21 protein-coding genes are annotated in these 21,303 nt (G+C 63.7%); 12 read left to right on the forward strand and 9 right to left on the reverse strand.

Annotation, left to right across the window (positions count from 1 at the left end):
- The 3 genes from ACR9Y2_RS34005 to ACR9Y2_RS34015 form a co-directional block, all read left to right on the forward strand.
- A partial coding sequence (locus tag ACR9Y2_RS34005; protein WP_435046359.1) for a hypothetical protein occupies window positions 1–338 on the forward strand: 338 nt, incomplete at its 5' end.
- A gap of 2 nt (window positions 339–340) precedes the next feature.
- On the forward strand, window positions 341–673 hold the full coding sequence (locus ACR9Y2_RS34010) for a hypothetical protein (RefSeq protein ID WP_435046360.1): 333 nt from the start codon (window positions 341–343) through the stop codon (window positions 671–673).
- A gap of 355 nt (window positions 674–1,028) precedes the next feature.
- Window positions 1,029–1,724 carry a transposase gene (locus ACR9Y2_RS34015; protein ID WP_435046902.1) on the forward strand — a complete coding sequence of 232 codons (696 nt, stop codon included), beginning with the start codon at window positions 1,029–1,031 and terminating at the stop codon, window positions 1,722–1,724.
- Window positions 1,725–2,267: 543 nt separating this feature from the next.
- Here ACR9Y2_RS34015 and ACR9Y2_RS34020 read toward each other — a convergent pair.
- The 7 genes from ACR9Y2_RS34020 to ACR9Y2_RS34050 form a co-directional block, all read right to left on the reverse strand.
- A complete protein-coding gene (locus tag ACR9Y2_RS34020; protein ID WP_435046361.1) occupies window positions 2,268–2,900 on the reverse strand; it encodes a hypothetical protein in 633 nt (210 codons plus the stop codon).
- 108 nt (window positions 2,901–3,008) lie between these two features.
- The gene (locus ACR9Y2_RS34025; RefSeq protein ID WP_435046362.1) at window positions 3,009–3,620 is read right to left on the reverse strand and encodes a DVUA0089 family protein; all 612 of its coding nucleotides are present in this window, start codon (window positions 3,618–3,620) and stop codon (window positions 3,009–3,011) included.
- Between the two features lie 94 nt (window positions 3,621–3,714).
- A complete protein-coding gene (locus ACR9Y2_RS34030; RefSeq protein ID WP_435046363.1) occupies window positions 3,715–4,479 on the reverse strand; it encodes an SDR family NAD(P)-dependent oxidoreductase in 765 nt (254 codons plus the stop codon).
- Between the two features lie 3 nt (window positions 4,480–4,482).
- Window positions 4,483–5,229 (reverse strand): cyclase family protein, encoded by a 747-nt coding sequence (locus ACR9Y2_RS34035; RefSeq protein WP_435046364.1) that lies wholly within the window; start codon window positions 5,227–5,229, stop codon window positions 4,483–4,485.
- Complete coding sequence (cax, locus tag ACR9Y2_RS34040) at window positions 5,186–6,322, reverse strand: calcium/proton exchanger (protein WP_435046365.1); 1,137 nt, start codon at window positions 6,320–6,322, stop codon at window positions 5,186–5,188. The genes ACR9Y2_RS34035 and cax overlap by 44 nt, the downstream gene beginning before the upstream one ends.
- On the reverse strand, window positions 6,319–7,893 hold the full coding sequence (locus tag ACR9Y2_RS34045) for an Hsp70 family protein (protein ID WP_435046366.1): 1,575 nt from the start codon (window positions 7,891–7,893) through the stop codon (window positions 6,319–6,321). Before ACR9Y2_RS34045 ends, cax begins: the two co-directional genes overlap by 4 nt.
- 6 nt (window positions 7,894–7,899) lie before the next feature.
- The gene (locus ACR9Y2_RS34050; RefSeq protein ID WP_435046367.1) at window positions 7,900–8,481 is read right to left on the reverse strand and encodes a precorrin-2 dehydrogenase/sirohydrochlorin ferrochelatase family protein; all 582 of its coding nucleotides are present in this window, start codon (window positions 8,479–8,481) and stop codon (window positions 7,900–7,902) included.
- Between the two features lie 39 nt (window positions 8,482–8,520).
- Here ACR9Y2_RS34050 and ACR9Y2_RS34055 point away from each other — a divergent pair, with 39 nt between their 5' ends.
- The 7 genes from ACR9Y2_RS34055 (at window position 8,521) to ACR9Y2_RS34085 (ending at window position 17,904) form a co-directional block, all read left to right on the forward strand.
- Window positions 8,521–9,303, forward strand: a complete 783-nt coding sequence (locus ACR9Y2_RS34055) for a uroporphyrinogen-III synthase (RefSeq protein WP_435046368.1) — start codon at window positions 8,521–8,523, stop codon at window positions 9,301–9,303.
- Window positions 9,304–9,500: 197 nt separating this feature from the next.
- The gene (gene cobA, locus ACR9Y2_RS34060) at window positions 9,501–10,250 is read left to right on the forward strand and encodes a uroporphyrinogen-III C-methyltransferase (protein WP_435046369.1); all 750 of its coding nucleotides are present in this window, start codon (window positions 9,501–9,503) and stop codon (window positions 10,248–10,250) included.
- Entirely contained in the window at window positions 10,247–11,710 is a 1,464-nt protein-coding gene (locus tag ACR9Y2_RS34065) for a DmsC/YnfH family molybdoenzyme membrane anchor subunit (protein WP_435046370.1), read from the forward strand. Before cobA ends, ACR9Y2_RS34065 begins: the two co-directional genes overlap by 4 nt.
- Entirely contained in the window at window positions 11,707–13,887 is a 2,181-nt protein-coding gene (locus ACR9Y2_RS34070; protein ID WP_435046371.1) for a molybdopterin oxidoreductase family protein, read from the forward strand. The genes ACR9Y2_RS34065 and ACR9Y2_RS34070 overlap by 4 nt, the downstream gene beginning before the upstream one ends.
- Window positions 13,888–13,892: 5 nt before the next feature.
- The gene (gene nirB, locus ACR9Y2_RS34075; RefSeq protein WP_435046372.1) at window positions 13,893–16,334 is read left to right on the forward strand and encodes a nitrite reductase large subunit NirB; all 2,442 of its coding nucleotides are present in this window, start codon (window positions 13,893–13,895) and stop codon (window positions 16,332–16,334) included.
- Entirely contained in the window at window positions 16,331–16,660 is a 330-nt protein-coding gene (gene nirD / locus ACR9Y2_RS34080) for a nitrite reductase small subunit NirD (protein WP_435046373.1), read from the forward strand. The genes nirB and nirD overlap by 4 nt, the downstream gene beginning before the upstream one ends.
- Window positions 16,657–17,904 carry a nitrate/nitrite transporter gene (locus ACR9Y2_RS34085; RefSeq protein ID WP_435046374.1) on the forward strand — a complete coding sequence of 416 codons (1,248 nt, stop codon included), beginning with the start codon at window positions 16,657–16,659 and terminating at the stop codon, window positions 17,902–17,904. Before nirD ends, ACR9Y2_RS34085 begins: the two co-directional genes overlap by 4 nt.
- Window positions 17,905–17,966: 62 nt before the next feature.
- Here ACR9Y2_RS34085 and ACR9Y2_RS34090 read toward each other — a convergent pair whose 3' ends face one another.
- Complete coding sequence (locus ACR9Y2_RS34090; protein WP_435046375.1) at window positions 17,967–18,455, reverse strand: hypothetical protein; 489 nt, start codon at window positions 18,453–18,455, stop codon at window positions 17,967–17,969.
- 224 nt (window positions 18,456–18,679) lie between these two features.
- Between ACR9Y2_RS34090 and ACR9Y2_RS34095 the strand changes: the two genes are divergently transcribed.
- Window positions 18,680–19,465 carry a methyltransferase domain-containing protein gene (locus tag ACR9Y2_RS34095; protein ID WP_435046376.1) on the forward strand — a complete coding sequence of 262 codons (786 nt, stop codon included), beginning with the start codon at window positions 18,680–18,682 and terminating at the stop codon, window positions 19,463–19,465.
- On the opposite strand, the gene ACR9Y2_RS34100 is transcribed toward ACR9Y2_RS34095, so the two are convergent.
- The gene (locus ACR9Y2_RS34100; protein ID WP_435046377.1) at window positions 19,462–20,097 is read right to left on the reverse strand and encodes an NADPH-dependent F420 reductase; all 636 of its coding nucleotides are present in this window, start codon (window positions 20,095–20,097) and stop codon (window positions 19,462–19,464) included. The genes ACR9Y2_RS34095 and ACR9Y2_RS34100 overlap by 4 nt on opposite strands.
- Window positions 20,098–20,206: 109 nt before the next feature.
- On the opposite strand from ACR9Y2_RS34100, the gene ACR9Y2_RS34105 reads away from it, so the two are divergent.
- A complete protein-coding gene (locus tag ACR9Y2_RS34105) occupies window positions 20,207–21,238 on the forward strand; it encodes a cupin domain-containing protein (RefSeq protein ID WP_435046378.1) in 1,032 nt (343 codons plus the stop codon).
- Window positions 21,239–21,303 lie beyond the last annotated feature (65 nt).

Consider the following 21,303-nt stretch of genomic DNA (forward strand, 5'->3'; position numbering starts at 1 on the left):
CCAGGACGTCCCCTTTCCACGCGGCGGCAGAGGAGTTTGCGCGGCGAGAGGGCGTGCACTTGGTCCAACCTGCTGCTCAGTCCCTTTCCGATTTCGTCGGCGCTAGCGGGAAGTTAGCGGGGAAAACTATCGATTTTATGTTTACCAGCTCTAATACGAGTAGGTCTGCAGGTTCCGCTTGGGTAAAGGCAGAGAATAGCTTCTTTGAGCATGTTGCGAAATACGATGTTGTTGTCCTGCAAATGCGAAACTTGTCCAAGGCCCAGATCGCCGATGTAATGAGATGGATTGGGGCCCTCTCGAGTGAGGACCAAGCCAAGATAAAATACCTAAACTAAACATGTCAGCTTCAATTCTTCTTTCGGCTAACAACCGCTGGGATGTCCCCAAATGGATATTTCACCAGTTCTTTGATGACATCCGAGCGGCATACCCGGCTAATAAACCACTTTGCGACTATCTTGAGCAGATCGAGCCAATTCTCCACGATGATCTAAATTACAGTCCCGACGAGGCCTGGGTCGCTCGGGTGTACAATGATGTTGCCAAGCGCATTGTGAGTGGAGATTTAGTAACCAGTTGTAACGCCGAAACGCGACTTATCTATATATCGGCACTTCGCACGCTTTCAGAGTTGTTCGAGGCTGATGGTCGTTTTGCAGCTCAAGAGTGATGGGCGTCGACAGATTGGGAGGATTACTCGTAAGCAAATGCTTCACCGCATTCTACGATGAACTGGACCGGCTGACGAAGAAGACCTACACCGGGATGACGACGCCCGAAGAAATCCGGTGCTACGACGGTAAGGTCTATGACGCTACGAATAAAGTATGCTCCGATTCTGGGGCCACCGGAGAAGCCGGGTATCTGACGTGGGTGGGCAATTCGAGCTCCTGGACGCAATACCGCCACCAGGAATTGGGACTGGTGAAGTGGAGCCAACAATCAACGCGAAGGTGGACGTCCTGGCCTGTCATTCTCGTATTTGGATGAGAAATAATCATCCTGCAGCGTACTGATTGATCAGAATGCCTCGATCCGCTCGATTCATTGCGCCGTGTGTAGCGCATCACATTACCCAACGTGGTATCGACCGCCAGTCGGTGTTCCATTCCCGCCGAGACCGGCTGACCTACCTGAGTTTATTAAGGGAACAGGCGGCCGTCAGCAACCTCCCGATTCTGGCTTATTGCCTGATGGCCAATCACATACACCTGATTGCCGTGCCGCACGAGGCGCCGGTCCTAGCCGAAGTGATGCAGCGAGTGCACGGCCGGTACGCACAGTATTTGAACGCTCGCCGGGGTCGTTGTGGGCACCTTTGGCAGAACCGTTTCAATTCCTGTCCGTTGGGCGCATCGCATCTTTGGGCGGCCTTGCGCTATGTGGAAGTGAATCCAGTTCGGGCCGGACTCATGACAGACCCGCGGAGCTATGAATGGGCCAGCGCTGAGGCTCATCTATCGGGGGAAGATCCGGCGCGGATTGCGGACCTGTCGTTCTGGCGCGCGGCGGGCGCCGCCCCTGCTTGGGCGCGCCTGTTGGAGGAATCGGAAGTGGAAACTGAGCTAAGAAAGCTGCGTCGTGCCACACACTCTGGTCAGCCGTTTGGAGATCAGGCGTTTACGAAGGAAATGCGCGCGCAACGGGCTGTGCTTTGGGCAAAGGTGGCCGGAGAGTTGGCTCCAGCGAGGGAGGTCGAGGTACTGAGAGCCAGAGGGTGAATGAGGCGGAGCCAGTGTGATCGGAAGCGTTCGCTTCGAGTAGAATGCTGAGTGTATGGTCTGGAAAGATATATAGGAAAATCGAAAGGGACAGTCCAGGACGTCCCCTTTTCATGGTATTAATCTCTATCCGAATCTACCGCAGTCGAAAAATGGCTACTTATTCAGTCTAGCAGTTGCAGGGCGCCACTACAGCGTTATCGCAGACCCAATTCAGCGTGATGTGACCGGCTTTCGGTCGTTCTATGTCGACGAGACGCGGATACTCCGATGTGAATACGGACGGGCCGCCTCATCAAAAAGTCCGGAGTTGAACCTTGTCAAGTCTCCCATCAATTGATATGGAGCAAGGGCCGCTCTATACACAGCAGAATGATTTAGTCGAAAAGGGGACACCCTGGCCTGTGGGTGCGCCGGCATCCGCTGGTCGGCTTGGCGCACCAATCGGTGAGGTTACGGTGTGGTTGTCGCGGCGGGGGCCGCAGCCGTTGACGGCCTGGGCCGGCGAGGCTCTGGCGCCCAGGGCTGCGGCCAGAACCGGTTTTATGGCGCAGGGAGAATGTAGCCGAAGTAGCTGATGTGGACGCTGCCACTCGCACTGCCGGGGCCCGTATAGATGTTCTCGCAGAGCCAGTCGTCTTTGGTCAGGCGGAGCCGGACCGGTTGCACGGCCACATAATGGTACGCGGTCGCGCTTGGACCCGCATAGTGCTGGCCTTGCGGCTGCAGCCCGAGGTGGATGGCGCCCACTTCCGACTCCTGCGTGCCCAGCGAGCCGCTCTTCGTCGCGCCGACGGCGACATAGGCACCCTGTCCGGCGCTGGAGGTGATCATCTTCACGCTGATCAGTTCGATCACCATCACTCCTCCGTCCGGGATCGCGAATCCAGAGCCGCAGCCTCCACCGCCGTCTCCCAGTCCGCCGCTCATATGGGTCCAGAAATTCGTCAGGATGGTCTGCCGGTCGGCTCCATCCAGATTGCGGACAATCACCGGTTTCGCTGTTGTCGTGGCATTCACGCCTACAGGCGTCTGCCTCGTGCTGGTCCACGAGCGTGTAATGACAGGCTTCGCCGTTTGGGCCATGCCGGGCCAGGGGATCAAGGTAGCAAACGCCAGCGCGGCAACGGCGCACCCCGTTGTCGCGGGCATTCGATGACGGATACTGCGCATCATGTCCTCCTCCGTAGGGTATTGGGGGTTGTTCCAAGCATATTTAGATTGCGCTGCGGGCATGCGGGCACACGGCTCGCGGTCGAGGGCGTGTGCCGGAATCACGCACAGTCACATTGATTTGTGCGCGGCCCTGAATGCCGCAGCCAGTATGGCCAGGGCCAGCAAAGACGCGGAACCCGGCTCGGGTACCGGGGCTCCATTGTCCGTCGTGATGTCGAGCGCGTAGGCGGGCGTGCGATCGGAGAGCGTCCTCCAGTCGAAATAACTACCCAAGCCTACGAAGCCGTCGCCGAGCGTGCCCGCGCCCCAGTTTTCGGCAAACGACATGTTGCCGAAGGTGCTGAGGGCGAGTGTATAAGCGCCCGGCGCCAGTCCGGTGAGAACCAGGCGGGGATCCGCGCAGAACGGTGCGGCGGCGCCCGGCGGGCAGCCCCCATCGTCGTCCGAAGCGAGGAAGGTGGCGGTGGGACCGCTGCCGGAAAAGACGGAAAGGTAGCCATCCAGGCCGCCAGGTGGGATGACCGCTCCAGCCGCGTTGACTCCTCCGCCATAGCCCCAGCCCTGGATCGTCAGGTTGCCACCTGGCGCAACCGTCACAGCGTAAATAAAGACATCGTTGGGATCGCCGGCAGCCAGGCTGCCCACGATGGAAATTGTGCCCGCGGACGCAGAGAATGCGCCCAGCACAGAAAACAGAAGTACGCCCCACGAGTGAGGCATGTGATCTCCTCCGGCGCGATAGTACGCCTGTCCGTAGGTTGGGACAAGCCCCTATTTGGGCGTATTTCCGCTGGTGGGACGTCCTGCTGCCGCGTCAGACCATGAACGCGCCGCCGTTGATCTCGATGGTCTGGCCGATGATGTTGCGGGCGGCATTGGAGCAGAGGAAGAGCGCGACTTCCGCCATGTCCTCGTTGGTGGAGAGGCGGCCTTGGGGTGTCATTTTCACAACTCCGTCGAGGATCTCGCGGGTGGAGAAGCGGGCGTGGAAGTCGTTGTCCACGGTGCCGGGGCTGATGGCGTTGACACGGATTCCGGCAGGAGCCAGTTCTTTGGCCAGGCCCTTGGTCATGGCGGCTACGGCTGCTTTGGAGGCTGAGTAGATGGTGGCTCCGGGGCCTCCGCCGTTGCGGGCCGCGATGGAGCTGAGGTTCACGATGACGCCGGAGCCGCGGGCGATCATGCCGGGCGCTACTGCCTGTGTAATGAACCACACGCTTTTGGCATTGAGGTCCATCACCTGGTTGTAGGTGGCCAAGTCCATGTCGGCCAGTTTGGCGCGCTTGAGCAGCGAGCCGGCGTTGTTGATGAGGAAGTCGATGAAGGCGGAGTAGGGCTTGAGGGTTTCGAGGAAGGCCGTGATGCCGGCTTCGTGGGCGAGTTCACCGTGCAACAGCACGACCTTGGCGCCGGCGGCTTCGACGGCTTTGGCGGTCTCCCGGGCGCCTTCCAGGCCACTGGCGTAGTGGATGAGAACCTGGGTGCAGCCGGCCTGTGCCAGGGCGATGGCGGTCGCCGCGCCGATGCCCCGGGATGCGCCGGTGACCAGCGCCGTTTTGCCTTGAAACTCTTGAGCCATGCCTTATTCTTCCACTATCGCGAAGGGGCGCAGAGGGGAGCCTGTCGCGCCGACGATCTTCAGGGGCGAGGCGATAAAGAGGAACTCCGTCACCTTCTCCTGCGCGAGTTGTTCCAGGTTGAGGCACTCGATGAGGTGGATGCCGCTTTCGACCAGCATGTGCATATGGACTTCCATGCGGGGCGAGGGAATGCGCTCCACCGCGACATTGTCGGCGCCCACGGCATAGATGTGCCGGGAGGACAGCCAGTGGGCGGCTTCGAGCGTGATGCCGGGTTGGCGCTGTTCGTTGACGAAGGCGCGGGCGTTGGTCCAATGGCGGCCCCAACCGGTGCGGACGAGGACGACATCGCCGGGTTCGATGGGGCAGCGGGCGGCCTGTTCCAGTTCCGCTACGCCGATGGATTCGTCTTCGGCCAATTCGCGATCGGCGGCGACATCGAGGAGAACGCCGCGGCGGACGACGGGCGGGACGAGGTCGATGCCGACTTCGCGCGGCGATTTGCCTTGGTAGAGCAGACCGTTGCAGGAGAAGTGGCCGAGGCCATCGATGTGGGTGCCGACGTGGGTGCCGAGGGCGATCATTTCGGCCGCGGCGGAGACGCCGCCGGGCAGGACGTAGTCGCCGTGCTCCTTGGTCATGGCCATGGCGAAGGGCGGATGCGTGGGCCAGTGGGGCATACCCACGAACCAAGTCTGAGCGAGATCAATGACTCGCGCCTGCCTGAGCTGCTCCAGTAACTGTTTCATGACTCCCCATCTCCGGCAGGAAGTAGAACGAGATGCCGAGGATGATATACACCGCCAAGAGCATCGCGCCTTCCAGCCAATTGGACTCTCCGTCACTGGCGATTTCGCCGACGATCACCACGGACAGTACCACAGCCAGAACCTCGGCAGGGGAGAAGACGAGGTCCATGGGCCGGGGGCCGATGAACTGGCTGGCCAGGACGAGGATGGGAGCGACGAACAGGGCGACCTGGATGCTGGAGCCGATGGCGATGGACAGGCTGAGGTCCATGCGATTCTTGAGGGCCATGAGGATGGCGGTGGAGTGTTCGGCCGCATTGCCGATGATGGCGACGACGATGACGCCGACGAAGACGCTGGTCATGCCGAAGGTGTGGGCGGCCTGTTCGACGCTGCCGACGAGGATTTCGCTCATCCAGGCGATGAAGGCAGTGGCGACGGCCAGCACGGTGACGGACTTGGTGACGCTCCAACCGGGGTGGTGGTCGTGAGGGGATTCGGTCTCCTCGCTGGTGGGCAGGCCTTTGAAGAGCTGCTTGTGGGTGACGAGGGAAAAGATGAGATGGCCGGTGTAGATGAGGAGGAGGACGACGCTGATCTCGACGCTGAGGCCGCCTTCCTTGGCGATGCCCTTGGCTCCGGCCAGGTGGTGGAACATGGCGGGGACGACGAGCGAGATGCCGGCCAGGGTGAGCAGTGTCGATTGCGTGCGGGCGGCGGTGGCCTGGAAGCGCTGGATGCGGTATTTCAAGCCGCCGGCAAAGGTGGAGGCGCCGGCGACGAGCAGGATGTTGCCGATGATGGAGCCGGTGAGGGACGCCTTGACGACGTCGTGGAGCCCTTTCTGGAGGGCGGCCAGGGCGATGATGAGCTCGGCGGCATTGCCGAAGGTGGCGTTGAGCAGGCCGCCTACGCCTTCGCCGGTGTGGGCGGCGAGATGCTCAGTGGCATGGCCCAGCCAGCCCGCGAGAGGCAGGATGGCGAGACAGGCACAGACAAATATCGTGACGTGATCCGTGGGACGCAGATACTCCAAGCCCACGGTCACCGGTACGAATACCAGAAACCAATCCAACGAAAACCTGATCTTCATCCCTTGCGCGCCGCCCTCTTCCTGGATTTCACCTGTTGTACCGGCCTGTCGCCTGCAGCCCAGCGGCCCAGACGGTATTTTCGATCATAGCCGGAGGTCAGGTTCGAGATTCGCACAAGTACGGCGCCGCTGGCATCGGCGGTGTAGCACTCCTCGATCATCTGAGGTTCCGCGACGGCGTCATGAGTGATGGGGACAGTGGTCAAATCGTCGAGTGCGGCGAGGGCCGGATCGAAGGGGAAGCGGATTTCGTCCCAGGCGGTGATGTCGCCGGTGGGTTCGGAATGGGGTCCGCGGCTGGAGCATTCCAGATACCTGAAGTGGCCGATGTTGTGGACCGGGGTATAGCGGCGGACGCGTTCCAGCGGCGGCTCGCCGGGGCCGGGCAGCTCGAGGCCGCGCTCGAACAGGGGATCGAAGACCATCACGCGTCCGGCTTCGCTCTCGCGCCAGACTCCGAAGAAGCGGGTGAAGCGTTCGCGGAGTTGATAGACGGGCTGGGCGTCGGCTTGAATGGCGAGGCCGATGGCGGTGGCGGAGCGGGTATAGGCCGAGCGTTTGACGCGCCGGCCAAATTCTTCGCGGAGCTGGCGTCCGATCAAGGGCAGTTCGCTGGCGCCGCCGGTGATGTAGAGCGAGACGGATTCGCCTTCGGGCACGCGCTGCAGGAGGTCGTGGGTGGCGTGGAGGGTCTCCTGGATGAGCGGCTGGCAGTGATCGAAAAACTCGTTGACGGGGACAGCGACCTGGGGCCAGCCCTCGCGGACGCTATCGAGGTCGACGATGAGGCGGCGTGTGTTGGGGTGGAGTGATTCCTTCTTCTCGCGGCACTCTTCCAGCAGCAGGAACTCTTCGTGGGCGGTGAGTTCGGAGGGTGCGTGGCCGGCTTTCTCGAGAGCGAGTTCGGCGAGGATCTCGTCGAAGTCGTCGCCGCCGAGGGTGGAAATGCCTTCGGTGGCGGCGACGGTATGGCTGCGGTCCTCCTTGAGGACGAGAGAGACATCGAAGGTGCCGCCGCCGAGATCGTAGACGAGGACGCGCTCCGGCGCTTTGGCATCGTCCGCCGCGAGACGGTGGGCGTACTCGATGCTGGCGGCCGAGGGTTCGTTGAGCAGCCCGGCGACGGTGAAGCCGGCCTGGCGAAAGCCTTCGGCGGTGAGGAAGCGCTGGTTGGAGTTGGCGTTGGCGGGTACGCCGAGCATGACTTCGAGCGGCTCGCCGTCGAGGATGGGGAGGGACGAATGGTGGAGCAGCTGTTCGCGCACATAGCCGAGGAGTTCGGCCAGCAGTTGGTGCATGGGCAGGTGGTGCGTGCCGAGGTCGATGCGGGTTTCCGGACCGGCGTCGGCCAGCACGCGTTTGATGCTGCGGATGAGGAGGATCCCCTCGGTGCCCTGGGCCGCCCAGGCGTCCCAGCCGTAGAGGCGGGTTGTGCCGCGGACCGCGATGAGGGGTGGAATCCACTCGCGCGAGGCGCCGTCGGGGCATTCGAAGGCCGCAACGGGGTAGTTGCCCCGGTCTACTGCCGCTACCACGATTCGCGTCGTGCCGAAATCGATGCCGAGCCGCATGTGGAATTAGGTTAGCGCGTCCGGCGGGAGAATTGCCGCAATTTCGCGCTTCACCGCCTCTTCGTCGCCGTGCCGGTAGTGGTCGAGAATGGCGGAATCCACGAGGGCGTACCAGAGTTTGCGGCGCTGTTGAAAGTCGGGTACGGTTTCGGCCAGGCGGCCGCGGAGACGCCGGGCGAGTTTGAGGAATTCGGCGTATTCGGGGCCGAGTTCGCGCTCGAGTTTTTCGCGGAGGCGGACGGCCAGGGCGGGGCAGGCGCCGCCTGTGGAGATGGCGATGACGAGTTCGCCTTGGCGGACGATGCTGGCGAAGGTGAACCGGCAGTGGGGTGGATCGTCGACGCAGCAGACGAGGATGCCGCGGCGCTCGGCTTCGGCGAAGATTTCGGCATTGCGGGAGCGGTCGGGGCCGGCGGAGATCACGGCAAAGCAGCCGTCGAGGTGGGCGGAGGCGTAGTGTTCCTGGCGGTGCACCTGGGCTCCAGCGCGGAGCAGGGCGGCGGACTTCTCGTCGGCTTCACGGCCCGAGCCGAGCACGAGGCATTTCTTGCCCTCGACGTCCAGGATGATCGGGTAGCCCTCGGCCATCCTTCGATTGTCCCTCAACCTTGTGGTTACCATATGGGCATGAGAGTGATTGCTCTGGAATCCCGCCGCGCTCGTGAGATGGAAGAGATGTTGCGCCGCCAGGGCTTTGATCCTTTTGTTGCCCCTTCCGTGCGGGAAGTGGGGCTGGAGGCCAATCCGACCGCGGTGGCTTTTGGCGAGGCGCTGATTCGAAACGAGTTCGAGGCTCTCATTTGCCTGACTGGCGTGGGGGTGCGGCAGCTCTTTGCGCTGCTGAAGACGCGTTTCGACGAGGCGGAGTTGATCGAGGCGCTGAAACAGGTGACTACGATTGCGCGCGGGCCGAAGCCGTCGGCGGCGCTGCGGGAACTCGGTGTGCAGCCGACCGCGATTGCTCCGGATCCGGCCACTTACCGCGAGGTGCTGGGGATCCTGGCGAGGCGGAGCGAGCGGCGGGTGGCGGTGCAGGAGTATGGGCGTCCGGACCAGCGGTTGCTGGCCGGGCTGGCGGAACTCGGCTGCCGGGTGACGCAGGTGCCGGTATATCAGTGGGCGCTGCCGGAGGACATTCAACCTTTGCAGGAAGCAGCGCGGCGGATTGCGGCCGGCGAGGCGGAGGCGGTGTTGTTTACGTCGTCCGTGCAACTCGATCATTTGCAGCAGATAGCCGCTGAGCTTGGGGTGGATGTGCTGGCCGGACTGTCGAAGATGAAGATCGGGTCCATCGGGCCGACGATGAGCGAGGCGTTGCGGGCGGCGGGCCTGGAACCGGCGGTGGAACCAGCGACTCCGAAGCTAGGCTTTTTGATTCATGAGTTTGCGGCATTCATGAAGAACTCTTAACGTGAACTGTATAAGCCGGTTGATTGCCCCGCATCAGCAATTTCGATTGGACTGAAAACTCTAACTCCGAGTACAGTTAGGCCATAACCTCCTCGTTGGAGCCCTACCCGTCCTGTCCCCGGTCACCTGTCTGATCGGATCCACCGTTCCTCACTCTTCACCCTTCTGATTTCCGGAAACTGGGAGCAACCACGTAAATGCCTGAAAGCATGGGAAAAGTGTGTCTCGTCGGCGCGGGCCCCGGAGATCCGGAGCTGCTGACGCTGAAGGCGGCGCGCCGGCTGCGCGAGGCGGAAGTAGTGCTGTACGACCGCCTGGTGAGTGCGGAGATCCTGACGTTGGCGGATCCGGATGCGATCTTCATCGACACGGGGAAGGAAGAGGGGCACGCGGAGGCGATCCAGCAGGAGATCCACCGATTGCTGTTGCAGTACGCGTGGGAAGGGAAGCGCGTGATCCGGCTGAAGGGCGGCGATCCGTTTGTATTCGGGCGGGGTGGGGAAGAGGTCCTGTTTCTGCGGCAGCACGGCATCGAGGTGGAAGTGGTGCCGGGGATTAGCAGTGCGATGGCGGCTCCGGCGCTGGCGGGGATCCCGGTGACGCACCGGGGTGTGGCGGCTTCGGTGACGGTGATGACGGCGCGGTGCAAGGGCGGGACGGAGGCGGACTGGTCGAAGGTGGCGCGGGTGGACACGCTGGTGATCCTGATGGGCGTGAAGTGGCGGGAGCGGATCGCGCGGCACTTGCTGGCGTGCGGACGTTCGGCGAAGGAACCGGCGGCCTTCATTGAACGGGCGACGACTTCGCGAGAGCGGGTCGTCGAAACGACGTTGGGGGCGATTGCGGCGGGCAAGGTGGCGGTGGAGTCGCCGGCTGTCCTGGTGCTGGGGGCTGTTGTGAAGATGCGCGGCGCGATGCTGTCGCTGTGTGCCCGGAGCGTGGCATGAGCCTGCCCCTGCTGCAGCGCACGGCTGATCCCTCGTTCTGCCGGTACACACCGGCCGAGGCGGAGCCGCTGGAGCTGAGAATCCCCGTACGGGCGCCGGTGGAGGGTGAGCAGTACCGCTTCCACTTCGACATGACGAAGTGCATCGGCTGCAAGTGCTGTGAAGTGGCGTGCAACGAGCAGAACAACAATCCGGCCGAGATCCGCTGGCGGAGGGTGGGCGAACTGGAGGGCGGCACGTATCCTTTCGCGGAGCGGTTCCACCTTTCCATGGGCTGCAACCACTGCCTGGAGCCGGCCTGTCTCATCGGCTGTCCGGTGGATGCGTATACAAAGATGCCGGATACGGGCATCGTCCTCCACAGCGCGGACACGTGCATCGGCTGCCAGTACTGCACCTGGAACTGCCCCTACGGCGTGCCGCAGTTCAACGAAGAGCGTGGGGTGGTGGGCAAGTGCGACATGTGCCACGGGCGGCTGAGCGAGGGGCGTGAACCGGCTTGTGTCAACGCCTGTCCCCAGGGCGCGATCGCCATCGAACTGGTTCAGATTGACGCGTGGCGGGCGACCAACGCCGCGGCGGGCAATGCGCCCGGGCTGCCCGCGGCCTTCGAGACGATGTCGACGACGCGGATCACGCTGCCGGGGCACATCGACGATTCGCTGCGGAAGGCGGATTACCACCGGGTAAGGCCGGAGCATCCGCACTGGCCGCTGGTCTTCCTGCTGGTGTTGACGCAGATGTCGGTGGGCGCCTTCGCGGTGCTGCTGGCGCTGGGCGAGGCGGCTCCGAAGCTGGCCTTCCTGTTTGCCACGGCGGCCGGCCATGCGGCGCTGGGCTTCTCGCTGCTGCACCTGGGGCGTCCGGCGCACGCGATCAGGGCCTTGAAGATGTGGAAGCGGTCGTGGCTGAGCCGGGAGGTCTTGTTTTTCTCGCTGTTCGCCGGGCTGACGGCCCTGGCGGCGCCGGCCGCGTTCTTTGGAATCGGGCCGGTGAAGCCGCTGCTGGCCGCGACGGTGCTGGCCGGACTGGCGGGGGTCGTGTCGAGCGCACGGATCTATATGGTGCCGGCGCGACCCGGTTGGAACAGCCCGCGGACGCTGGCGGAGTTCGTGCTGACGGGTGCGGTGTTGGGATCGCTGTTGGCGGGCGGGCCGGGTTGGTTCACCATCGCCGCCGCGGTGGCCCAGGCCGCATTGACCGGCTGGAAGATCTACGCGATGCGCACTTCGGCTGAATTCGAGATGAAGCAGAGCGCCCGTTTGATGACGCGCACCTTGCGGAATCACCTGATGTGGCGGCTGGCGCTGCTGGCACTGTGTATCGTGCCCGGGCTTCCGGTTCCGGTGGCGCTGGCGGCTGGACTGGGTTCCGAGATCCTGGGCCGCTATCTGTTCTTTGTCAGCGTGGTGCCCCGCAACATGGCCGCCACCTTCTTTTCGGGAGCTGAAGCCGCATGACGAAGAGCTGGAAGCGCCTGCTGGGGCTGGATATCCTCAGCGACAAATACGCCTACTCGAACGACGCCGAGCACGGCTGGACGTCGACCGAGAAGATTCCCGAGAAGTGGGTGAAGACCACCTGCGGCTACTGCTCAGTGGGCTGCGGGATGAAGGTGGGCGTGCGGGCCGGCCGGGCGGTGGCGGTGCGCGGCGACGAGGATCATCCCGTGAATCGGGGCAAGCTTTGTCCCAAGGGATTGAGCGAGCATCATACGCTGCAGGCGCGCAGCCGGGCCCTGCGGCCGCTGCTGAAGCGAGGCAATGAGTTTCAACCGGTTTCCTGGGATACGGCCCTGGACACGATGGTCGAGCGGTTCCTCGGCGTGCAGGCCAAGTACGGCAAGCAGGCTTTGGGCGTGCTCTCCACTGGGCAACTGGTGACGGAAGAGTTCTATGCGCTGGGGAAGCTGATCCAGCTTGGGTTCGGGACCAGCAACTACGACGGCAACACGACGCTGTGCATGGCCAGCGCGGTGGCAGGATACAAGCGCAGCTTCGGGTCGGATGGGCCGCCCGGCGCTTACGATGATTTGGCCGAGTCCGACTTGGTGATCCTGATCGGCGCGAACATCGCCGACAACCACCCGATCCTCTGCCAGCGGCTGGCGGAGAACCGGCAGGGGACGGTGGTGGTGGTGGATCCGCGCGTCACGAAGACGGCGATGCTGGCCGACATCCATCTGCCGGTGAAGCCCCGTTCCGACATCGCGCTGCTGAACGGCATCGGGCACGTACTGATTGCGGAGGGACTGATCGACGCTGCTTACATCGAGCGGCACACCACTGGCTTTGAGCAGTTGCGGACGCACCTGGCCGCCTACACTCCAGCGCATGTGGCGGGCATTACGGGGTTGAGCGAAGAGCAGGTGCTGGACATCGCGCGCCGTTTCGGCCAGGCCCGCGCGCCGTTCGTGGCCTGGACGATGGGCGTGAACCACTCGACGCAGGGCGCCGAGACGGTGAATGCGATCTGCAACCTGTCGCTGTTGACGGGCAAGCTGGGGTTCGCGGGTGCGGCTCCGTTCTCCATCACGGGGCAGTGCAATGCGATGGGCTCGCGGGAGGCAAGTTGCACCTCTTCGCTGCCCGGCTACCGCAAGTTCGAGAGCGCCGAGGACCGGGCCGAGATCGCGAACCTGTGGAACGTGGATCCTTCGGTGATCCCGACGAAGCGCGGCCATGCCTACCCCGACCTGGTGGAAGGCATGGTGAAGAAGGAGATCCGGGCGCTGTGGATCATCGCCACCAACCCGCTGGTCTCGTTCCCCAACTACGACGTGCTGACCCAGGCGCTGGGCAACCTGGAGTTTCTGGTGGTGCAGGACGGCTTCCATCCCACGCCCACCACGCTGCATGCCGACCTCGTCCTGCCCGCGGCGATCTGGGGCGAGAAGGAAGGCACGTACACGAATTCCGAGCGGCGTGTGAGCAAAGTGAACGCAGCGGTGGCGCCGCCCGGCGAGGCACTCTCCGACTTCGAGATCTTCCTGCGCACCGCCGGCAAGCTGGGCGTGCGGGCGAAGCTCTTCCCAGGTTGGACCGGCCCGCGCGACGCCTTTGAGGAGTGGCGGCAGGTGTCGAAGGGCCGCCTGTGCGATTACTCCGGCCTGAGCTATGAACTGCTGGAGACGGCCGGCCCGCTGCAGTGGCCACATCCGGAAGGGACGGAGTCGACCGGTACGCGGCGTCTGTATGCGGACGGCGTCTTTGAGTACGCGGATGGGAAGGCCAAGCTGTTCTGCATTGAGTGGCAAACGGCGCCGGAGCAGCCCAGCCGCCAGTATCCCTTCGTCCTGAACACAGGGCGCACGGTGGAGCACTGGCATACGCGCACGAAGACCGGTGAGGTGGAGATGCTGCACCGCATGAGCCCGCGGGCCTGGCTCGAGATGAATCCAACAGATGCCGAGCGGCTGGGGCTGGAGATGCACGACAAGGTCACGCTGGTTTCGAGGCGCGGCCAGGTGGACGGAGTGGAGCTGCGCGTGACCTCGATCATCGCGCCCGGCCACGTCTTTCTGCCGTTCCACTACTTCGAGTACAACTCGAACCGTTTGACGTTGAGCGCGTACGATCCGATTTCCCGCGAACCGAACTACAAGCAGTGTGCCGTACGAGTCGAAAGGAGCCATTAACCAAAATGAAGCCCCGCAAAGCAAAGAAGCCCCATCTGGTTCTGGTCGGCAACGGCATGGCCGGCATCGCCTGCCTGGAACAGATCCTGCGTTATGGCGACATGTTCGACATCACCATCTTCGGCGATGAAACGCACGTGAACTACAGCCGCATCCTGCTGTCGAACGTCCTGGCCGGCGTGCACGGTTTCGACGACATTACGCTGAATCCGCTGGAGTGGTACCGCGAGCGCAACATCTCGCTGCGGCTGGGTGTGCGGATCACCGGTGTCGATGCGGTGGCCCATACGATCACTGGGGACGACGGCGCGGTGACCTCCTATGACAAGCTGCTGATCGCCACCGGCAGCCATCCGTTCGTGCCGCCGGTGCCGGGTTTGGAGAAGAAGGGCGTGTGCGCGTGGCGCACGTTGGACGACACGCAGCGGCTGCTGGAATGGTCGGCTCCGGGCAAGCATGCCATTGTGCTGGGCGGCGGACTGCTGGGCCTGGAAGCGGCGCGCGGGCTGCAGGTGCAGGGCTGCCAGGTGACGGTGATCCACCTGTTGGACACGCTGATGAACCGCCAGTTGGACAGCACGGGCGGCCACTATGTGCAGCGCAAGATGGAGAACCTCGGCATCACCGTGCGGAAGAAGTGCACGGTGCGCGCGATCCACGGCAAAGAGCGGGTGGAGAGCGTCGAGCTGAATACCGGCAAGATCCTGCCCGCCGACTTTGTTGTGGTCGCCGCCGGCATCCTGCCGAATGCGGAGTTGGGCCGCATGGCCGGGTTGGAAGTGAAGCGCGGCATCGTCGTCAACGACTTTCTGGAGACCTCCCATCCCGACATCTTCGCGGTGGGCGAGTGCGTGGAACACCGCGGCATGACTTACGGGCTGGTGGCTCCGCTGATCGAGCAGGGCAAGGTCCTGGCGGCCACCATCACAGGCAACAAGGGGCCGACGTACGAAGGCAGTTCCACCGCGACCAAGTTGAAGGTAGCCGGAGTGGAAGTGTTCTCCGCCGGCCTGATCGAAGAGACGGAACCGGGCCTGGACGTTGTGCGCTATGAGGATCCGGGGCTCGGCATCTACAAGAAGCTGGTGCTGAAGGGCGGCCAGATGGTGGGTGCGATCCTGGTGGGCGACACCTCGGAGAGCGGCCGTTACATGGAATGGATCCGGTCGAAAGAGGATCTGACGGCCAAGCGCCGCAACCTGCTGATTCCGGAGCCCCCGAAGGATCCGGGCGCCTCCATCGCGGAGATGTCCGACAGCGAAGTGGTGTGCGGCTGCATGGGTGTCAGCAAAGGCACCATCATCACCGCGATCCACGATCGTGGCATCTGTACGCTGTCGCAGTTGAAAGAGGCGACCCGCGCGTCGGCCGGCTGCGGATCATGCGCCGGTACGTGTACCGCACTGCTGGCGGCGGTGGCGCCGGGCTTCGAGCCTGACAGGAAGCAGGTGCTGTGCAGTTGCGTGCCGTTCCCGGAAGAGCAGTTGCGGGAGATGGTGCATACGCAGCAGATCCGGTCGGTGCAGCAGGTGCTCGACATCTACGGCAATGGGACGGGCTGCGAGAAGTGCCGGCCGGCGCTGAGCTACATGGTCGATATGGTGTGGTGCGGAGAGCACGAGGAAGACCGGTCGTCCCGCTTCATCAACGATCGCGTCCACGCGAATATCCAGAAGGACGGAACGTTCAGCGTGGTGCCCCGCATGCGCGGAGGTGTGACATCGCCGGCGGAACTGCGGCGCATCGCCGAGGTGGCGGAGAAGTACAACGTGCCGCTGGTGAAGGTCACCGGCAGCCAGCGCCTGGACCTGCTGGGTGTGAAGAAGCAGGATCTGCCAGGGATCTGGGCCGATCTCGGTATGCCCTCGGGACAGGCCTACGCCAAGGGTGTCCGCATGGTGAAGACGTGCGTGGGCAGCGAGTTCTGCCGCTTCGGGACGCAGGACGCGATCAGCACCGGCGTCGAGTTGGAGAAGCGTCTGGAGAACCTGTTCACTCCGCACAAGACGAAGCTGGCGGTGGTCGGGTGTCCCAGGAATTGCGCGGAAGCCACGGTGAAAGATATCGGCCTGGTGGGCCAGGAGGGATCGTGGCAGGTGGTGGTGGGCGGAGCGGCCGGCAAGTCCGTTCGCAAAGCCGACGTGCTGGTGACCGTGGCTTCGACGGAAGAGGCGCTGGAATCGGCCGAGCTGTTCTTCCAGTACTACCGCGAGCACGCGAATTATCTGGAGCGCACCTACGACTTCGTCGAGCGTACGGGCATGGACAAGATCCGCCGCGAGACCGTATACGCAGTACCCGAGGCAAGAGCCGGACTGCTCGATCGATTGAGGAAAGCCAAGTCTGCTTCCTATGACGCGTGGCTGGAGGGCGACCAGCCCAAGACGGCCACGCAGTTCGTTCAGATTCAACCCATGGAAGCACCCGAGGAGGTCTCCTACCGATGAGCTGGCTGAAAGTCACTCCCGCTGAAAATGTACCCCTGCGCGAAGGCCGCAGCGTCTGCATCGGACGGCGCGAAATCGCAATCTTCCACCTGCCTGACGGCTTCCGGGCGATCGACAACCGCTGCCCGCACAACCTGGGGCCGCTGTGTGACGGCATCACCAAGGGGACCACCGTGGTGTGTCCGCTGCACGGTTGGAACATCAACCTGGAGAACGGCAAGGTGTTGAAGCCGGATGTGCCGGTGGGCGTCACCACTTACCCGGTGCGCGTGAGTGAAGGGATTGTCGAGATCCAATTGCCGGAGATGAAAGAGGCCGTCGCATGAACTCCAAGGCGTTTCTGAAAGCCGGCCACTGGCCGACGTTGCTTGCCTCGTTCCTCTACTTCGACGTGAGCTTCATGGTGTGGGTGCTGCTGGGGCCGCTGAGTCCCTTTCTGGCGGAGCAACTGCATCTGACGGCGTCACAGAAGGGGCTGCTGGTGGCGATTCCGCTGCTGGCGGGCTCGTTCTTCCGGCCGGTGCTGGGCACATTGGCCGATCGCATCGGGGGGCGCCGCGCGGGCCTGTTGGGCCTGTCCGTCACCTTGCTGCCGCTGCTGTTGGGCTGGCGCTACGCTTCCTCCTTTGAGCACTTCCTGGGCATCGGCGCGCTGCTGGGCGTGGCTGGTGCGAGCTTCGCCGTGGCGCTGCCGCTGGCATCGCGCTGGTATCCGCCGGAGTATCAGGGACTGGCGATGGGCATTGCCGGGGCGGGGAACTCCGGAACCCTGCTTGCGACGCTATTCGTGCCGCGCATTGCCACGCACTTCGGCTGGAACAGCGCCTTTGCGTTCGCGGCCGTGCCGGTGGCGCTGGTGTTAATCGCGTTCGCGCTGCTGGCCAAGGAGAGCCCGGCTCCCAAGGCTCCAGTGACGTGGAAGCAGTACAAGGCCTTGCTGGCGCAGGCGGACACCGGCTGGTTCTGCCTGTTCTATTCGATTACCTTTGGCGGCTTCGTCGGACTGGCGAGCTTCCTCACCGTCTTCTTTGTGGATCAATACCGGCTGCCCAAGGTGCAGGCCGGCGACTTCGTAACGTTGATTGTGGTGTGTGGCAGTTTCCTGCGTCCGGTGGGCGGCTGGCTGGCTGATCGTGCAGGCGGTTACCGTGTGCTGCTGGGCGTCCTGCTGGTGGCCGGTGCGGGCTTGTGCGCGTTGAGTACGCTGCCGGCGCTGGGCGTGGCGGTCGCGGTTTTGGGCCTGATCATGGCGATGCTCGGGTTGGGCAATGGCGCGATTTTCCAGTTGGTTCCGCAGCGGTTTGCCGGATCAGTGGGGACGATCACCGGCCTGGTGGGCGCCGCGGGCGGCATCGGCGGATTTCTGCTGCCGTCCCAGATGGGGTATTTGAAGGACCATGCGGGCAGCTACGGCGCGGGGTTGCTGGCCTTCGGCGGCCTGACGCTGCTGGTGCTGTGCGCGCTGCTGAGGTTGGGAGCGAAGTGGCTTCAGGAATGGCCGGAGGAGACGGTGCGCAGAGCCGGGCTATTCAGTCTGCGTTCCGTTTGGGCGTCGGAGCCCGCGGAGTAGAAGCCAGACGGAAGGACGCGGGCGAAGGGTGAGTCCCCTCGCCCGTCATCGCCAGTTTGCGTTTAGGCCGTCAACAAGGAGCCACTGCGGAAGCGCTTGCCTGCCTGAATCCCCAACCCGACGAAGAGTAGCAGCACTACGGACTGTGCCACGACGAAGGCTGGTTCAGAGCCCGTGGGCGCCAGCTCGTGCAGGGCGGGCACTTTCTGGAACGATTGCACGACCGCCACGAACACATTGAAATAGAGGGCGATCATCGAGCAGATGACGTATACCCGCCGCCAGCCGCCAGCCAGGCCGTAGGTATAGCGCGCCAGGATCGCCGCCGCCAGCACGATCAGCGAGAGGATGCCGATGGCGTGTGACGGGAGAAATTGTTTCACCGGGAAGCCAAAACCGGTCAGGCTGGTGAGTACCGTGGTGGTGAGGAAGATTGCCGTCCAGCCGTCCATCCGCTTGGATCCCAGCAATCCGGCCACGACTACGAAGCCCGAGGCGATGCCTATCAGGCTGATCAGGACGTGAACGAAGGTGAAAGTGGAAAGGCTCATGCCGAGCATCATGATTCGTGGCTCCTTGAAGGGAATGCGCGGCGCAAGGGCCACGCGGCGGACTCGTCATCGCTGATCCCAGTTCCGCGACTACCTAAGTCTGCGGGATCGTCGGCCGGAGTACATGCCACAAAGCGGGGTTCGCCTGCTACCCAGTTGGAGTAACTGGCACATCCACGGAAAGTGTTAGTGACGGTGCTGCGATGATTTATCGTGGACTAGGGATGCAATCACAATCACACCGCTCCGACGCCCGTACCCTGGGCCGCCGTACGCTCGAACAGGACCACCGCCATCTGGCCGGACTCCTGCGTCCGGGCCTTTCCGTCTTGGATGTAGGCTGCGCCGGCGGGGCGATCACTGTTGGTATTGCGAAAGCCGTCGGGCCGGAGGGTGAGGTCGTCGGAGTCGATCGCGATCCCAACCAATTGGAATCCGCGCGGACACACCTCCCGGAACACGCGAATCTTCGCTTCGAATTGGGCGATGCCGCTTCGCTCACCTATGAGTCTCATTTCGACATCGTGACCTCCGCACGGACGCTGCAGTGGACCCCCGATCCGGGGGCGGCTGTGGCGGCGATGGCGCGGGCGGCGAAGCCCGGTGGACTCGTCGTCATCCTCGACTACAATCACGAGGACAACGGCTGGGATCCGGCACCCCCGGCTGAGTTCCAGCACTTCTACCAGGCGTTCCTCGACTGGCGGCAGGCCCACCACTGGGACAACCGCATGGCCGAACATTTGCCCGCCCTGATGCAGGCGGCGGGCCTGGTAGAGGTTCAGAGCCACCTCCAGGATGAATTGACTCAGCGCGGCGAAGCCGGCTTTCCCGCGAGAACCTCGTTGTGGATCGAGGTGATCGACAGCGTCGGCGCCCAACTCGTGGAGGGCGGATACTGCTCGGACGGCGAGCTGCAATTGGCCCGCTCGTTGTACGAAGTGTGGGTCCGCACGGAGTTGCTGCGGCAGACCCTGTCCATGCGCACGGTCACGGGCCGGTTTCCCTAAGCGGCGCCCCGGCAGAGGGAGAAGAGGAAGTCGACACCTAGTCCGGTCTTGACGGCCAGATGGATCCAAAGCACGGCGTGTTCCTCCTGCATGCGCGAGGCCGGCAGGCCGCCCAGGGGGACAGGCACGAATCCGGTCTCGGCGGCCAGCTTGGAGACCGCCTCCACGGCAGGCTGATCATCTCCAGAGACGAACAACACGCTGCGGCGCCCCTCTCGCACGGGCTGGGCCATGATGCCGAAGCCGACGGTATTGAACGCCTTGACGACCCGAACGCCGGGCAGCGCCCGGGCCAGTTGCTGGGCGCCTGAGAGTCCGCCGGGATGCTCGAGCCCGTCCAGGTTGGCATTCAGTGGATTCGTGGCATCGGCCAGGATTTGTCCAGGCTTGAGCTCACAGGCGCGCGCGGCGTCGATGGCGGGCACTCCGCCCGGTGTGGCCAGCAGGACGATTTCAGCGCCTTGCGCGGCGGCGGCGCGATCCGTTGCCGCCAGGCCAAGTTCGGCGGCCTGGGCCTGGGATTTCGCGGATGCTGGATCCCGCAGGCCCAGCACTACCTCATGTCCCAGCGCGGACCAGCGGCGGGCGAGGGTCCCACCCACATGGCCGGCTCCTATGACCGCGATCTTCATGGTGTCTTCGCTCCTCACGGAAAATTCAACTGACTGCTCCATTCGCCGGCTTGCAGTGACCGAATGGAGTGGCTTATAGTCATTTTTCGTTGATCGGGCAGAACTGTAAATGAGCAAGAGTCCCAAAAAGCAAACCGATCGTCCCGCGAAGCGCAAGCTGCGGCGTGTGATTGAGGTCAGCGGCGCCGATGTCCTGACGGATGTCCTCAATGGACTGGGCCTGCAGTCGCGGCTCTTCTGCCGCTCCCAGTTGCACGCGCCGTGGGGCCTCAGCTTTGAGCAGAGCGACCTGGCCCACTTCCATTGGATCGACCAGGGGACGTGCTGGCTGCACTGCCGGGGGCACCTCAGGAAGCCGCGAATGCTGCACTCCGGTGACCTGATCGTGCTGCCGCACGGCGATGCCTACTATCTCTGCGATCAGCCTGGCGGCGAAGCCGAGCCGGTGCTCGACTGGGTGGGTGGTGGCGGCAGCGGCCGGTGCCGGTTGCTGACACAGGGTGGTTCGGGGCCGCTCACGTCCATGATGTGCGGCTCATTCAGCTTTGTGCGGGAAGGGGCGCCCCTGCTATCGCTGCTGCCGGCGGTACTGCATTTGCAGGGCGGCCGGGCCGAGACACGGGCCCACCTGGAGCCTTTGATGCGTGCGTTGGTATTGGAGTCGGAGGATACCCTGCCCGGCTGGGAGACTGTTCTGACACGCCTGATGGACATTCTCTTTGTGCGGGTGATCCGGACCTGGCTCAGCGACCAGCCTGCCGACAGCCACTGGCTGGCCGCGCTGAACGACCCGCAGATTCATACGGCTTTGTCGCTGATGCACGAGAACCCGCAACACCCGTGGACGTTGCAGTCGCTCAGCCGGAAGGTAGGGCTCTCCCGCTCGCCGTTCGCCGCGCGGTTCACACAATTCGTCGGAGAGCCACCGCTGACCTATCTCACCCGGCTGCGCATGCAGCGCGCCGCACGGGCCCTGCGGGAACGGAGAGTCCCGCTCGCGGAGGCGGCTCAACTGGCCGGATACAAGTCCGAGATTTCGTTCGGCAAGGCCTTTCGACGGATCATCGGAGTTTCGCCGGGCGCCTACCGGCGCAATGCGCCAGATGCGCAGGCGGACCTGCCGCGCTCGGCTGTGCGATGACCGGGAGGGTGAGACTGGCGCGCGTCGGTTCTCTCGCCGAGTTCTCACGCACCGCCGTCTGAATC

Origin of the sequence: Paludibaculum fermentans, assembly GCF_051172195.1 — a bacterium.
Lineage (GTDB): Bacteria > Acidobacteriota > Terriglobia > Bryobacterales > Bryobacteraceae > Paludibaculum > Paludibaculum fermentans_A.

Coding starts and splice junctions, on each gene's coding strand:
- ACR9Y2_RS34070 (WP_435046371.1), top strand. CDS start 11,707: ATGACGAAGAGCTGGAAGCGCCTGCTGGGGCTGGATATCCTCAGCGAC.
- ACR9Y2_RS34105 (WP_435046378.1), top strand. CDS start 20,207: ATGAGCAAGAGTCCCAAAAAGCAAACCGATCGTCCCGCGAAGCGCAAG.
- ACR9Y2_RS34050 (WP_435046367.1), bottom strand. CDS start 8,481: ATGGCCGAGGGCTACCCGATCATCCTGGACGTCGAGGGCAAGAAATGC.
- ACR9Y2_RS34055 (WP_435046368.1), top strand. CDS start 8,521: ATGAGAGTGATTGCTCTGGAATCCCGCCGCGCTCGTGAGATGGAAGAG.
- ACR9Y2_RS34030 (WP_435046363.1), bottom strand. CDS start 4,479: ATGGCTCAAGAGTTTCAAGGCAAAACGGCGCTGGTCACCGGCGCATCC.
- ACR9Y2_RS34035 (WP_435046364.1), bottom strand. CDS start 5,229: ATGAAACAGTTACTGGAGCAGCTCAGGCAGGCGCGAGTCATTGATCTC.
- ACR9Y2_RS34090 (WP_435046375.1), bottom strand. CDS start 18,455: ATGAGCCTTTCCACTTTCACCTTCGTTCACGTCCTGATCAGCCTGATA.
- ACR9Y2_RS34095 (WP_435046376.1), top strand. CDS start 18,680: ATGCAATCACAATCACACCGCTCCGACGCCCGTACCCTGGGCCGCCGT.
- ACR9Y2_RS34100 (WP_435046377.1), bottom strand. CDS start 20,097: ATGAAGATCGCGGTCATAGGAGCCGGCCATGTGGGTGGGACCCTCGCC.
- ACR9Y2_RS34020 (WP_435046361.1), bottom strand. CDS start 2,900: ATGATGCGCAGTATCCGTCATCGAATGCCCGCGACAACGGGGTGCGCC.
- ACR9Y2_RS34085 (WP_435046374.1), top strand. CDS start 16,657: ATGAACTCCAAGGCGTTTCTGAAAGCCGGCCACTGGCCGACGTTGCTT.
- ACR9Y2_RS34025 (WP_435046362.1), bottom strand. CDS start 3,620: ATGCCTCACTCGTGGGGCGTACTTCTGTTTTCTGTGCTGGGCGCATTC.
- nirD (WP_435046373.1), top strand. CDS start 16,331: ATGAGCTGGCTGAAAGTCACTCCCGCTGAAAATGTACCCCTGCGCGAA.
- cax (WP_435046365.1), bottom strand. CDS start 6,322: ATGAAGATCAGGTTTTCGTTGGATTGGTTTCTGGTATTCGTACCGGTG.
- nirB (WP_435046372.1), top strand. CDS start 13,893: ATGAAGCCCCGCAAAGCAAAGAAGCCCCATCTGGTTCTGGTCGGCAAC.
- ACR9Y2_RS34045 (WP_435046366.1), bottom strand. CDS start 7,893: ATGCGGCTCGGCATCGATTTCGGCACGACGCGAATCGTGGTAGCGGCA.
- ACR9Y2_RS34015 (WP_435046902.1), top strand. CDS start 1,029: ATGCCTCGATCCGCTCGATTCATTGCGCCGTGTGTAGCGCATCACATT.
- ACR9Y2_RS34065 (WP_435046370.1), top strand. CDS start 10,247: ATGAGCCTGCCCCTGCTGCAGCGCACGGCTGATCCCTCGTTCTGCCGG.
- ACR9Y2_RS34010 (WP_435046360.1), top strand. CDS start 341: ATGTCAGCTTCAATTCTTCTTTCGGCTAACAACCGCTGGGATGTCCCC.
- cobA (WP_435046369.1), top strand. CDS start 9,501: ATGCCTGAAAGCATGGGAAAAGTGTGTCTCGTCGGCGCGGGCCCCGGA.